Source organism: Truepera sp., from assembly GCA_032027045.1.
In the GTDB taxonomy this organism is placed as follows: domain Bacteria; phylum Deinococcota; class Deinococci; order Deinococcales; family Trueperaceae; genus JAAYYF01.
The window spans coordinates 2,620,053-2,633,808 of sequence record JAVSMU010000001.1; the positions used below are offsets into that span (position 1 = coordinate 2,620,053).

Genomic DNA, 13,756 nt, shown 5'->3' on the forward strand with positions numbered 1-13,756 from the left:
AGAGGACTCATGAAGAGACTACTTATTGCATTGCTGGCAACGTTGTTCGCCTTCAGTTGGGCCAACGCACAGACCATCGTGCGCGTCCAAGGCTACGGCGGCCAGGACCCCGCCATCGTTCAACGCCTGATCGACGAGGTTATCGGCAAGGATCTGGCGGCTCAGGGCATCACCATCAAGTACGAGCCCATCGAGACCGACTACAACACCGTGTTGGTCAACTCGCTCTCGGCCGGTACCGCCGGCGACGTCTTCTACGTGCCGGGCGAGGTTGCCCCGGGCTTCATCGCCACCGGTAAACTCCTACCACTCGAGGGCCTGGTCGACACCAGCGCGTTCATCGACACCCTCAACGCGGTGTTCACGCAGGACGGGCACGTTTACGGCATCGCCAAGGACTTCAACACGCTCGCGGTCTTCTACAACAAGGACATCTTCGACGCGGCCGGTGCCGATTACCCGAACGCCGACGACGACTGGAACTCCTTCGAAGCCAAACTGACCAAGGTAGCCGCCCTGAAGCCCGACCTGTACGGCGCCTGCCTGGCCGCCGACACGGCGCGCTTGGGCGCCTTCGCGTTCGCCAACGGCTGGACGCCCTTCACCGCCGACGGCAAGGCAGACATCACCTCGCCCGACTTCGCGCAAGCGTTCGACTTCTACACGGGGCTCGTCACCAAGGGCGTGGCCGTGCAACCCGCCGACGTCGGCGCAGGCTGGCCCGGCGACTGCCTGGCACGTGAGCAGGCCGCGGTCGCCATCGAGGGCGCCTGGATCCTCGGCTTCCTACGCGACAACGCCCCCAACCTGCAGTACGGCGCGACCTTCCTGCCCAAGTCGCCCAACACCGGCAAGAGCGGCAACTTCATCTACACCGTGGCTTGGGCCATCAACGCCGACACCAAGGTGCAAGACGCCGCCGTGAAGGTCTTGGACGCTCTCACCAGTCCCGAGGCGCAACAGTTCATCCTCGAGCAGGGGCTCGCCATCCCCAGCCGCAAGGCCCTCGCCGACAACCCGTACTTCAAGCAGGACACGGCCGAGGCACAAGCCAACAAGATCGTCTTCGAGGGAGCCTCGCACGGCAACGTCTACGGCTTCCAGTTCGGTAAGGTGGGGACCGACTACATGGGACCCATCAACAACGCCATGACCGCCGTGATGACCAAGGCGTCAGGCTCCGAAGCGGCGCTCAAGCAGGCCCAGACGGACCTGGACGCCCTCCTGCAGCGCGCCACCCCGCAATAACGGCGCAAGTCTAGACACCGGGAGGCGCCGGCACCGCGGCGCCTCCCGAAATAGCGGCGAGGGAGGACCGACGTGCGTTCGAGAGGTCGCGAGTTACTGCCGGCGCTCATGTTCCTGCTGCCGTTCCTGATCGTCCTGGCCATCTTCTTCGTCTACGCCGGCGCGCGGGCCGTCTACTTCTCGTTCACCGACTACGACCTGTTCAACGCCCCCAAGTGGGTAGGTCTCGCCAACTACCGCGCCCTCTTCTCCGACGACCGGTTCCTGTTGGCGCTGCGCAACTCGCTACTCTTCGCAGCCATCGTCACCACGGTTCAGACCATCGGCGCGCTGCTGAGCGCCTCGGCGGTCAACCGGAAGGTGCGCGGCATGACCTTCTTCCGCGCCGCCTTCTACATGCCCGCCGTGACGAGCAGCGTGGTCATCACCCTTATCTTTTTGTGGCTCTTTCAACGCCTGGGCGGCATCAACTACCTGATCACCGCCGTCTCGCGCAATACACCCGTGATCCTTACGTTCGTACTCGCCTTGGCCGTCGTTCAAGCCCTGCAGGTGGCGCTCGAGCGGAGGCGCCTGAGGCGCCGGCACGGCGCCGACGCCGAACAGCAGGCCCGCTCGGTGGGGGCCCTCGACCCGGCGCTGCTGGTCGTCTCGTTGGTGGCCGCCATCGTCGTTACCGCTGGCCTCGGGTTGCTCGGGTACGTGGCGCCGCGCGACATCCCGAACGTGGCCATCAACTGGTTGCAGACGCGCCAGGAGGTGCCGGCCGGCTTCCCGTTCTGGCTGCGCGTGCCCCTGCCGCTCGCGGCCATCATGTTCCAGAACATCTTCACGACCATCCCCACCTTCATGCTCATGTTCTTGGCCGCCATGCAGGACGTGCCGCGTTCGCAGTACGAGGCCGCCGCCTTGGACGGCGCCAGCCCGGCGCAGCAGTTCATCTACGTCACCATCCCCGCCTTGCAGCCCGTCACCTTCCTCGTGGTCACGCTCGGGTTGATAGGCACGCTGCAGATGTTCGACCAGGTGGCCATCTTCGGCAGCTCGGTACCCCTGCAGAGCGTCATTACGCTGGCCTACTTCGTCTACAACCGCATGTTCCCCGGGGCGCAGCTTCCCGAGGTGGGCTTCGCCTCTGCCGCGGCGATGTTCTTGGCCCTGCTGACTCTCGTCATCGTCGCGCTGCAACGCACCGTCTTGCGCTCCGAGGGCGACCGGTGAGCGCCCACGCGGCGAGGCGCCAAGAGCGCGAACGCTGGGACGCGCGCCGTCGCTGGTCGCGCGCCGGCTTCGCCTACCTGCTGCTCATCTTCTTCTCGATCCTCTTCCTGGGTCCGCTGCTTTTCGCGGCGCTCTCCAGCGTCAAGACCGACCCGCTCGCCTACCCGCCGACGCTCCTGAGCCCCCAACTCTCGCCCGCTAACTGGGCAACTGCGGCCAAGCTGGGGCGCGAGGGCGCCAACGCGCCGCTCTGGGGCGGCTTCGCGCCCGGCGCCGACGTGAACGTCGATGTCACCTACTTCGTGCCGGAGGGCACCGTCGCGGCCGCTCCCACTGCGACCGTGCCGCGGCGGCGGCCGGGCGGGGGTCTGGGCGCCGTGCAGCAGATCCTGTACGCGGCAGACCACGCGGTGGTGGCCCCGGTCGTCGAGGTCGGCCGCCGCCAGGGCGTTCACGGCCCCGAAGGCGCCACCGGCGAGTTCGTCACCTACCGCGTGAACGTCACTTACGAGGGTGAGGGGCCGAAGATCGACCGGCTGCCGCTGGACGTGGAGGCCCCCTCGCGCAAGCAGGAGTTCGTGAGCAGCACGCTGCCGCCCACCCGCCTCGAGCGGCTCGGGCTCGTGGCGTCGTTCCAGGCGGTAACGCCGGGGGCGCTCGGTTACCTGCTCGGCAACTACCGCCGCGTCTTCACGGAGGCCCGCAGCATCACCACCGGCAACAGCCTCTTCTTGCGCTGGACCTGGAACACGCTCGTTTACGCGTTCTTCCGCGTGATAGTCGCCCTATTCATCGCCACCACGGCCGGCTACGCCCTCGCCCGCCTGCACTTCCGTGGACGCAACCTGGTGTTCATGCTGGTGCTGTTCGCGCAGATGGTGCCCCTACAAGTCCTGTTCATCAGCAACTACCTGGTGCTGCGTGATGGCATCTGGGGGCTGTCGTCGCTCTGGGGCCAGACGACGCTGCTCAACGGCCTGCCGGGGCTCCTCTTCGTGACGGCCCTAAACGCGGGGCCGGTGTTCATCATGAAGCAGTTCTTCGAGTCGATCCCGCGCGAGGTCGAGGAGTCGGCGATGATCGACGGCGCGAGTTACTGGTCCCGCTTCTCGCGGGTAGTGCTGCCCATGGCGCGGCCCGCGCTGGGCGCGCTCGTGATCCTCTCCTTCCAAGGGGCGTGGAACGACTTCTTCTGGCCGCTCGTCGTCCTCACCACCCCCGAGGACATCAAGACACTACCCATCGGCCTGCTGACGTTCCGGAACGTCTACGGCAACAGCGGCGACTGGGGCCTGATCCTGGCCGGCGCGATCCTCAGCGCGCTGCCGGTGATCGTCCTCTTCGTCGTGTTCCAGCGCTACTTCATGGAAGGCGTCTCGTACGGCGGTGGCAAGGAATGAAGCTGGCGGAGATCGTCCTGATGGACTTCACCAAGAACCTGGTGCTCAAGGAGAACTACGCGTTCTTAGTGGCCGACGAGGCCGCGGAGGTCATGGGTGGCGAGCGCGGCCTCTACAGCCGCGACACGCGCTTCCTTTCACGCTACGTTTGGCGCCTCAGCCGCCCAGCGCAGCAACTCCTCAACTACTCGCCCCGGCCCGCCCGCTGCCGCCAGCATGTGGCCGTCATGGAGGGGCCCGCGCAGGTCCTCTCGGTGGAGCGGGAACTCGACATCCGCGCCACGGGGCTGGAAGACCGTCTCCTGATCACCAACGACTCGTTGGAGACCCAAGAGCTGGAGCTGCGCCTGGAGTTCGACGCCGACTTCGCGGACCTCTTCCAGGCGCGCGGTTGGCACGACAGGCCGGCGCCGTCGATCACACGGGACGTGGGGTCGGCGCGAGAGGCGGAGACGGCGCGGGACGAGGGGTCGGCGCGGGACGCCGTGCGCCTGGGGCACGTGGCCAGCGACGGTTTGGAGCAGGGCGTGGAGTTGTCGTTCACGCCCCCTCCCGCCGAACTTACCGGCTCTGCCGCGGCGTACCGGCTGCGCCTGGCCCCCGGTGAAGCGCTGCGGATCCGGGTGCTCACCTCGATCAACGACCCGCTCGAGGTCGGCCTGCCCGGAATGTCGTACGAGTCGTGGCTGGGCGCGTTCCCCGAGCGGCGCGACGAAGGCAGCGCGGTCTTGCACCGCGCTCAGCTCGACCTGCGCGCCCTGCTTCTTTTCTCGGAGGACGGCCCGGTGCCGGCCGCCGGCATCCCGTGGTTCGTGACTGCGTTCGGCCGCGACTCCATCCTGACCGCCCTCATGCTCCTCCCCTACCAACCCGAGGTTGCCAGGGGAACGCTGCGTTACCTAGCCGCCCGCCAGGGGACGGTGCACCACGCGGGCAGAGCCGAAGCGCCGGGCAAGATCTTGCACGAGGTGCGGCAGGGCGAGTTGGCCCGCACGGGCAAGGTGCCGTTCGGCCGCTACTACGGCAGCATCGACGCCACGCTCCTCTTCGTGATCTTGCTGCACCGCACTTTCGAGGTAGACGACGACGCGTCGTTCCTGGCCGAGCTGGCCCCCAACCTCGAGGCGGCGCTGAAGTGGCTTGACGAGGAGGCCGACTTGGACGGCGACGGCTTCGTCGAGTTCTCGGGCGCCGAGGCGGGGGCGGGCCTCAGCGTGCAGTCGTGGAAGGACTCCTACGACGCGCTGAGCCACGCTGACGGCCGCCTGGCGACGGGGGCCGTGGCCGTCTCGGAGGTGCAAGGCTACGCCTACGCCGCCCTGAACGCCGGTGCGGCCTGCATGCGGGCCCTGGGCCGCGCCGACGCCGCGGAGCGCCTCGAGGCCAAGGCGCTCCGCCTGAAGGAACGCTTCCACGAGGCGTTCTGGGTCCCGGAACTCGGAACGTACGCCCTCGCCCTCGACCACGACAAGACCCCGCTCAGGGTGCTCTCCTCCGACGCCGGCCAGCTCCTATGGGCGGGCATCGTGCCGGAAGCCACCGCGCCGGAACTCGCCGCCACCCTGATGAGCGAGAAGCTCTTCTCGGGCTGGGGCATCCGCACCCTGGGCCTGGGCGAGGCGCGCTACAACCCGCTGAGCTATCACAACGGCTCCGTCTGGCCGCACGACACCGCTTTGATCGCCGCAGGCCTGAGGCGCTACGGTTTCAAGAAAGAGGCGCTCACGCTGCGCGCCGCGCTCTTCGACCTGGCGGCCAGCCAGGCGGACCTCCGCCCACCCGAGCTCGTGGCGGGCTACGCCCGCTCGTGCGCGCCGCCCGTCCCATACCCCGTGGCCTGCCGGCCGCAGGCCTGGTCGTCGGCGGCGCTCGTCTACATGAGCGACTGGGAGAGCTAACCGCAGCCGGCCGCACTAGTTTGCGGCATAACGCCTGGGGCGCGTGCCGATCACCGTCGTGGCGTAAGCCACGGCGCGCGCCACCGCCTCGTCGACCGGGCGCCGGGCACTCAGGGCAGCTAGCAATGCCGCGTTGAAGCAGTCACCGGCGCCGACCGTGTCTACGAGCGGTACCGAAGGTGCGGCGAAGTCCCGGACCACTTCACGGTCGACGAGACGCGCGCCGCTGCCCCCACGTTTGAGCACCACGGTGACGCCGCCAAGCGCCAACGCCCGGCTGGCAACTCCGGCGTCTACCTCGCCTGTCCAGCCTCTGGCCTCCGCCTCGTTCGGCGTGACGATGTCGAGGAACCCGAGCATGCTCCCGAGTTCTGCACGCACGGCGGGCGTGAAGCCCTCGCTGGGCCAGCCCGTGTCCAGTAAGACACGGTGCCCACGCATCGTTGCCGCCTCCAGAACCTCGACGATGCGAGCACGCAACGCCGGCAGGAGGAAGTAGCCGCACACGAGCACCAGGCCAGGTTCGGCGGCGCCCAAGTCGCCGAGCAACCGGTCGACGTCGAGCTGATCGAGGTGTCCGCGGCTCGTCAGGAACGTGCGCTCGCCGTTGGGGTGCCCCACCCCCACCGAGTAGACCGTGGGAGCCTCGACCACCTGGAGTTGCGAGCCGGCCGGACCCAACTTGCGCCGGACCACCTCGCCGAAGTCGTCCCAGCCGATCGTGGCGTGGAGCGTGAAGGTCACCCCCAGCGCCTGGAGTGCGAGCGCGGTAACGCCGGCCGCGCCGCCCGCGCGCACCTCCTCTTGCTCCACGACGGTCTCCGTGCCCGGCGTAGGCCAGGGCGGAACGGGTCCCATGACGAGGTCTAAGTTGACGTTGCCGATCACGTGGACCGGCAGGCGGTGCGAAGGGGGTGGCGTGCCCGTCTCGGGATCACTCCTCACGGGTCACCTTGGAAGACCGTAGCGGTACGCCCGGCCGAATGCCCCGCGCTTCGGCCAGCGCCACAGCCAGGCGCTGCGCGCAGACCGCGAGGGGGAGCACGGCGGCCACCTCGTTCGCCATGGGAAGTCCGATGGTGAACGGCGCGGTGCGGGAGCCGCCGCCCTCACCTGGCTCGAGCCCAGCGTCCAACAGCACCACGGGGCTACCGTCGCCCACGAGTTCTTGGGCCAACTTGCGTACCAGCCCGCCGCTGCCGCCATGTGCGGCCAGGGCGACCACCGCCAACTGCTCCCCTGCCGCCTCGAGCGGCCCGTGCCGCAACTGCGCCGACTCGAGGGCCGCGCACGGCACTCGCGTCAACTCCATGAGCATCAACGCCACGTATTCCGCCAGGCCGTGAAGTGGGCCGCGGCCGGTCACGAAGATCGCCGATGCGCCGGCAAGATGCGCGGCGGCTTCCTCCACGCGCGGGGCTTCCAGAGCCGGGCGCAGCGAGCCGGGTAAGGCGCCCAAGTCGATGGTCACTCCCAGACGCGTCGCCAAGCCGTACAGCGCGGCCACCGTCGTGGTGAAGGAGCGCGTTGCGGCGAAGGCGCGCTCGACTCCGCCGGGGATAACCCCGGCGCCGGCGGCGCCCAAGGGGCTAGCCGGATCGAGCGTGAGGCCTTCGACCCGTGTGCCGCGCTCACCCCGCCCCCTCCCTCCGGCGCGCGCGAGCAGCCGCTCGACCTCGGCCGAGGCGCCCGACTGGCTGAGGATGAGCACCGGCTCGACCTCGAGCAGCTCCCCGTAATGAAGGAGGTCGGACGCAGGCAACGCCCAGGCGCGGATTCCTCTCTCCCGCAGCACCTCGGCCAGCACCAGCCCGCAGTGGAGCGAGGCGCCCATCCCGGTCACCAACAACTCGCCGGACTCGTGCACGGCACCGGCCAGCCGGTCCAAGTAGCGCTCGAGTGCCGCGTCGGCAAGCGTGGCGGCCACCGCATCGGGCTGCCCGGCTATCTCGCGCTTCAACTCGCCAACGCCGTCGAACTCCGTCGATCGGCCGGGCACCTTGCCGTTCGGCACCGGACCTGCAACCATGGGAACCCTCCTCACTCCTTCACGCCGCCGGCGGTGAGGCCGGCTATCAGGTAGCGCTGCAGCGCGAACGCGAGGATCAGGGGCGGCAGCGCCGCGATGATCCCGCCGGTCGCCATCAGCCCGTAATCCACCGCGTGCCTGCTCGTGAACTCCGAGATGGCCACGGGCAACGTCTTGGCCGCGGCCGAACTGGTGAAGATCAGGGCGTAGAGGAACTCGTCCCATGCGAGGATCACGCCGAAGAGGATCGCGGTTATCACCCCGGGCAGCGACAGCGGCAGCGTGATGCGCAGCATGGCGCCGACCCTACTGGTGCCATCGATCATGGCCGCGTGTTCGAGCTCTGCAGGGATCGAATCGAAGAACCCCTTCAGGATCCACGTGAGGAACGGTGTCAGGAAGCTCGTATACACCAGCCCCAGGCCGATCACGCTGTTCAGCAGCCCCAGGCGGCCGAGGATGAGGTAGATGGGCAGCAGGATGGCCACCGGCGGCGTCATGTAGGTCGCCAGCATCAGGTACAGCAACCCGGTACGGCCGCGGCTCGGGAACCGTGACAGGGCGTAGGCGCCCAGCATGCCGGCCACCAGGCTGATGCTGGTGGCGATGCTCGCCACGATCGCCGAGTTGCGCAGGGCGAAGCGGAACTCGCGCCCGTCGGGGCTGAAGAACAGCGTCATGTAACGCTCGAAGTTCGCGTGCGGCGGGATCCACTGCAACGGGCGGCGGAGGAGGTCGATGAGCGGAGCGACGCTCGAGATGAGCAACCAAAGGAACGGCGCGAGTATGAAGATGGCCAGGAGTAGCGCGCCGGCGTAGGTGAGCAGTTGCGCCCACAACCGCCGCTCGCGGCGGCTGCGCCTCGCGCGCACCGCCGCCCTATTCGCCGCCTCGTTCATCCTGCCACCCCGCTCATCCCGCCGGCCCGCTCATCCCGCCACCCCGCGTGACTGCAGCAGCCGGATGTAGATGCCGACGAAGACCATGATGAGCGCCACGGTTATGAACGCTTGGGCCGCGGCGGTGCCGAGCTTGAGGAAGCTGAACGCCTCCTGATAGACCATGAAGGAGAGCGTCTTGGTGGAGCTGGCGGGTCCGCCGCCGGTCATCACGTAGATGATGTCGAACACCTTGAGCGCCTCCACCGTCCGCAGAACGAGTGCCACGAGCAGTGCCGGACGGATCCCGGGCAGGGTAATGAACCGGATGCGCTGCAGCGGCCCCGCGCCGTCGACGCGGGCCGCGTCGTGGAGCTCCGCAGGGATGGTCTGCAAGGCAGCGAGCACCAGCAGCGACACCAGCGTGAAGTTCTTCCACACGTCGGCCAAGATGATCATGTTCATGGCCAGGCCGGGTACGCCGAGCCAGCTACGGTAGTCGGGCAAGATATGGAGCTGAGTGAGCGCTGCGTTCAGTGCCCCGTACTCGGGGTTGTATATCCAGCGCCACATGACGGCGTTGACGACAGTGGGCAGCGCAAGCGGCAGGATGAGCAGCGCGCGCAGTGCGCGCTGACCGAAGAACTCGCGGTTGAGGAAGATGGCGACGGCCACGCCGAGGACGAGCTCGATCCCGATGGAGCCCACCGTGAAGTGCAGCGTGTGCCAGATGGCGGCCCGGAACTCGGGCGTGGAGAAAGCCTGAAGGTAGTTGGCAAGTCCCAGAAACGTCCGGGACTTGCCGAGTAGCGGTGCGTCGAAGAGGCTCAGGTAGAGCGTGCGCAGGAACGGGTAGCCCACCACGCCGCCGACGACTGCCAGCGCCGGCAGCAGCATGAGCCATGCGGCGACGTTGGAGCGTCGCCCGGTCATCTCGTGGCCCGGCTCCCGTCCGTCATGCGCCTACTCGAGGTGGTTCTTCTCGACCTGCTGGGCCGTGTCGTCGAGTGCCGCCTGTGGCGTCACCTGCCCGAGCAGCGCGCGGTGGATGTCGTTCTGCAACCAGGTGCTGAACTGCGGGTACTGGACCAGCAGCGGCCTGGGGTACATGGCTGGAAGCGCGAGCTTCGCGGCGGCCACCAGGCTCTCTTGGCCCTCCGCCACCGCCGGGTCGTCGTAAGAGGACTTCCAGATCGGCAGCGACAGCTTGGCGTACTTGTTCTGCACCGGCTGGCTCGTGAGGTACTGCACGAGCTTGAACGCCTCGTCCTTGTGCTGCGAGTTGGTCGTGACGCCAAGGCCCATCGAACCGTTCATGGCCGAAACTTGAGTGTGAACCCCGTCGCCCGGGGCGGGCATGACCTTCACGTCACCGGCCACCTGCGACTGGCTAGGGTCGTTGGCAAGGTTGTACATGTACGTCCAGTTGAGCGCGAAGGCCGCCTGGCCCGACGAGAAGATGCGGCGCACGTCCTCCTCGAGCGACTCCGTCGAGGCCGGGTTCGACAGGCCCTTGTCGAGCGAGTCCTTCATGAACTGCAGGGCGGCCAGACCGCCGTCCGTGTTGAAGGTCGGGGAGCCCGCGTCGAAGAAGCTGCCGCCGAACGCGGAGAGGAGCGTCGTGTAGTCGCAGATGATCGCCTCGGCCTGGCCCCAGCTCCACACGATCGGATACTGCACTATGCCGGCGTCCTTGATCTTCTGCGCCTGATCCAACAGGTCCTGCCAGGTGGCCGGTGGTGCCTTGATGCCGGCCTTGTCGAGCATGGCCTGGTTGTAGAAGAGGTACTTGGTGTCGAGGATCCACGGGATGCCGTAGTAGTGGTCCTGGTAGGTCACCGTAGTCCAGGCGCCGGGCCAGACCTGGTCCACCATGTCTTTCGGGATACGGTCAGTGATATCGACCAGGACGCCGTTCTTCGCGAACTCGGCAGGCCAGATCACGTCGAACAAGACCACGTCGTAACCCGAGCTGCCGGCAGCGGCCGCCGTGATGATCTTGTTGTGGAGCGCCTCATACGACACGAACTCGGGCTCCACCGTGATGCCCGGGTTCTGCGCCTGGAAGTCGGCGATCATGTTGCGCACGTCGTCGTTGCTGTAAGCGGCCTGCTCCATGAACAGGGCCTTCAGTTTGACGTTCTGCGCGAACGCGAAGCCGAGTAGCCCAGCTAGTAGGACGAGGGTGAGGGTACGGAACTGCTTCATGCCTTTCTCCTTTCGGTCGAGCGCGGGGGTTGGTGAGGGGCGGGCGCCGCAGCGCCTTCGTGGTTTGGTTGCCCACGACATAGGCCGCCAGTTCTGTCACCGCCTCCTTCCTTGCGTTATCGGAAGCTTGCTCGAGTAGGTTTCGAAGGGGAGTCGGGTCTCACGGGAGTAGCTTGGGCGCGACAACCGGCGCAGCGACGTCGTCAAGTCATGGGCCGGAAAATCAGGTCTGGACGACTCGAACACGGGTACAACCCTCTCTCCGGTCGCGGTCGAACCTTGAGCGGCTCCCCAAGCCAGAGGATGGCCGGCCAGATGCTTCTAAGGAAGTCTTGCAAGAAAACCCGTTCGCTCATGCACGTTCGTCACGTGCTGCTTCTCTAGCTCCGAGGGCCTGCCTGGCGCGCTGCTAGAAGCAGTGGGAAACCCAAAGATGGCCGCCACCCGGTGCCGCCGCACCCGACGCCCCGCGCGATGGGCGATAGCATGCTCTCGTGACCATCGACCTCAACGTGGACCTCGGCGAGGGTTTCGGCGCCTGGAGAGGGGCCGGAGACGACGAGCAGTTGTTGCAGTACGTGACCTCGGCCAACGTCGCGTGCGGCTTCCACGCCGGTGACCCGAGCATCATGCGCGTCACCGTCGCTGCCTGCGTCGCGGCGGGCGTTGCGGTCGGCGCCCACCCTTCCTATCCCGACTTGCGGGGGTTCGGGCGCGTGCCCATGATGTTGCCGGTCGAACGGGTGGTGGACGATGTCGTCTACCAGGTGGGCGCCCTCCAGGCCGTGGCCCGTCTGCAGGGCACGCGGGTGGGTCACGTGAAACCGCACGGGGCCCTCTACGAGGCCGTGGCCGTCGACCCCGCGCTTGCCCTACGCCTCGCCAACGCCTTGGCTGCGTTGGGCGCCGACCTCGTCCTGGTACTCCCGGCGCGCTCGGCGGCCGCCTCGGCGCTGGCCGCGGCGGGGCATGGCGTCAGGCTGGAAGGCTTCGCGGACCGCGCTTACCTGGCGGGCGGCCTTCTCGCGCCGCGGCGCCGCGCCGGCGCCGTGCTCGAGGACGAGGAGACCGTCACCGCTCAGGCCCTTGCGCTCGCCCTGGGCGAGGAGTTCCCCACGCAAGACGGCACCACTTTGCGCCTGACGGTCGACACCGTCTGCCTCCACTCCGACACGCGCGGGGCTACCGACCTGGCCCGCGCCGTGCGCCGGCGCCTCTCGGCCGCCGGTGTCACGTTGGCGGCGCCGAGCGGGCAGTGAGGCTCGTCCACGCCGGCCCCAACGCGCGGTATCTGGTGTTCGAGGAACCGCCTTCGCGGGCGCTGTCGCGGCGCATTGGCGCAGCGGCGCGCGCCCTGCGGCGGGCACTACCGACGGGCGAGCACGACGTGGTGCCCGGATACGCGGACATCCTGGTGGAGGGTCGCCGCCCCGTGCCCGACGCCTGGCTGCTCGAGGCGGGCGCCGGGGCGAGCCGGATGACCGCTCCGGAAGACGAGCCGCGTAGCTTCGTCGTGCCCGTGGATTACGGCGACCGGGCCGACGTCGGCCCGCTGGAAGAGCGCCTCGGGTTGCCGTGGGACGAGATCGTCGCGCTCCACTCGGCCCCCACCTACTCGGTGGCGTACCTGGGGTTCACTCCCGGCTTTCCTTACCTGCACGGACTGAACCCGCGGCTCGCAACGCCCCGCAGGGAGCGGCCCCAGCAGAGCGTACCGGCGGGCGCCGTCGCCATCGCTAACGGCCAGGCGGGCATCTATCCGAGTACCGGACCCGGCGGTTGGTGGCTCCTCGGCACCACGGACTTCGGGCTCTTCGATCCCGAGCGCCCCGAACCCACGGCCCTGCGTACCGGCGACGAGCTCCGCTTCGTGCAGGGAGGCCCGGGTGCCGCGGGCGATCACACGAAATTGCCCTCAAGTCACCCGACGAGTGAACTGCAGGTGGAGCCCCTCGTCGAGGTTCTCGAGGTGTGGCCAGGTTCGGCGTCGCTGCAGGGCAGGCCCAGGTTGGGGGTCGGCCATCACGGGCTGGCCGACGCCGGGGCGCTCGATCAGGCCCTCTTCCTGTCCCTGAGCTTCGCGGTCGGCGCCCCCCTAGGAGAGGCCGCGTTAGAACTGACGGTGCCGCACGCTCTCTTGCGTGCGCGCAGCAAGACGCCGGCGGCGTTCGGCGGCGCCGCGGAGGCCCGGCTCGAGGGCAAGCCGCTGGAACCGGGGCGACCGTTCGAGTGGCGCGCCGGCGAGACGCTCGAGTTCAGACCGCCGCCCAAGGGACCCCGGCAGCTTGCCGGCGTGCCCCTGCTCGTGGTGGCCGGGGGGTTCGCGCCGCTCGGCGGACCCGTGGGCCATCCCGACCTGGCCGTAGGCGGCAGCACGGACGTTCGCGGTCGGGTGGGCGGGTTCGGCCGCTGGCTGTGCCCAGGGGACGTGCTGGCGCAGGCCGCGCTTCCCAGCCGACCCCCTGCCGGTCCCGCGGCTCTCGGCCACTACCGGCCCGAGCTGGCGCTGCGCCTACATCCGGGCCCCCACCACGAGGTGCGGGCGTTCGCCGCGCTGCAGACAAGGACCTTCGTGGTGAGCGAGCGGAGCCGCATGGGAGTACGCCTGGAGTTCTCGTGCCGGGCGGCCGAAGCGGATACCGAGGCGTCGATACTCTCCACGGGCATGCCGTTGGGGGCCGTGCAGCTGCCCCCAGACGGTCGTCCCCTCGTGCTGCTCGCCGACCGCGGTCGCACGGGCGGGTATCCGGTGGTCGGGGTGGTCGACCGCGCCGACCTTGCGGCGCTGGCGCAGGCCCGACCCGCTACCAAGGTGCGGTTCCTGGTGCCCGGCGAGCACGCGTCCTTCTGAACCCGGACTCAAGCTGAGCCGAG

General features: G+C 68.5%; 11 protein-coding genes. 6 read left to right on the forward strand and 5 right to left on the reverse strand.

Going from position 1 to position 13,756, the window contains the following annotated elements; all coding sequences use genetic code 11:
- Nucleotides 1-9: 9 nt before the first annotated feature.
- The 4 genes from ROY82_11885 (at nt 10) to ROY82_11900 (ending at nt 5,767) form a co-directional block, all read left to right on the forward strand.
- Entirely contained in the window at nt 10-1,248 is a 1,239-nt protein-coding gene (locus tag ROY82_11885) for an extracellular solute-binding protein (GenBank protein MDT3683157.1), read from the forward strand.
- A 72-nt stretch (nt 1,249-1,320) separates the two neighbouring features.
- Nucleotides 1,321-2,469, forward strand: a complete 1,149-nt coding sequence (locus tag ROY82_11890) for a sugar ABC transporter permease (protein MDT3683158.1) — start codon at nt 1,321-1,323, stop codon at nt 2,467-2,469.
- Entirely contained in the window at nt 2,466-3,869 is a 1,404-nt protein-coding gene (locus ROY82_11895; protein MDT3683159.1) for a carbohydrate ABC transporter permease, read from the forward strand. Before ROY82_11890 ends, ROY82_11895 begins: the two co-directional genes overlap by 4 nt.
- Entirely contained in the window at nt 3,866-5,767 is a 1,902-nt protein-coding gene (locus ROY82_11900; protein MDT3683160.1) for a glycogen debranching N-terminal domain-containing protein, read from the forward strand. Before ROY82_11895 ends, ROY82_11900 begins: the two co-directional genes overlap by 4 nt.
- Nucleotides 5,768-5,782: 15 nt before the next feature.
- Here the strand turns inward: ROY82_11900 and ROY82_11905 are convergent, their stop codons facing one another.
- Genes ROY82_11905 through ROY82_11925 form a run of 5 tightly spaced genes read right to left on the reverse strand, consistent with a single transcriptional unit; the run spans nt 5,783 to nt 10,882 of the window.
- Entirely contained in the window at nt 5,783-6,712 is a 930-nt protein-coding gene (locus tag ROY82_11905; GenBank protein MDT3683161.1) for a carbohydrate kinase family protein, read from the reverse strand.
- Nucleotides 6,702-7,796, reverse strand: coding sequence for an SIS domain-containing protein (locus tag ROY82_11910; GenBank protein ID MDT3683162.1), 1,095 nt, complete (start codon nt 7,794-7,796; stop codon nt 6,702-6,704). Before ROY82_11910 ends, ROY82_11905 begins: the two co-directional genes overlap by 11 nt.
- An 11-nt stretch (nt 7,797-7,807) precedes the next feature.
- Nucleotides 7,808-8,695, reverse strand: coding sequence for a carbohydrate ABC transporter permease (locus ROY82_11915; protein ID MDT3683163.1), 888 nt, complete (start codon nt 8,693-8,695; stop codon nt 7,808-7,810).
- 30 nt (nt 8,696-8,725) lie between these two features.
- Complete coding sequence (locus ROY82_11920; GenBank protein ID MDT3683164.1) at nt 8,726-9,607, reverse strand: sugar ABC transporter permease; 882 nt, start codon at nt 9,605-9,607, stop codon at nt 8,726-8,728.
- Nucleotides 9,608-9,637: 30 nt separating this feature from the next.
- Nucleotides 9,638-10,882 (reverse strand): ABC transporter substrate-binding protein, encoded by a 1,245-nt coding sequence (locus ROY82_11925; GenBank protein MDT3683165.1) that lies wholly within the window; start codon nt 10,880-10,882, stop codon nt 9,638-9,640.
- Between the two features lie 494 nt (nt 10,883-11,376).
- Here ROY82_11925 and ROY82_11930 point away from each other — a divergent pair, with 494 nt between their 5' ends.
- Both ROY82_11930 and ROY82_11935 read left to right on the forward strand, forming a co-directional pair.
- Nucleotides 11,377-12,141, forward strand: coding sequence for a 5-oxoprolinase subunit PxpA (locus ROY82_11930; GenBank protein ID MDT3683166.1), 765 nt, complete (start codon nt 11,377-11,379; stop codon nt 12,139-12,141).
- A complete protein-coding gene (locus tag ROY82_11935; protein ID MDT3683167.1) occupies nt 12,138-13,733 on the forward strand; it encodes a carboxyltransferase domain-containing protein in 1,596 nt (531 codons plus the stop codon). Before ROY82_11930 ends, ROY82_11935 begins: the two co-directional genes overlap by 4 nt.
- The last annotated feature ends 23 nt before the right edge of the window (nt 13,734-13,756 follow it).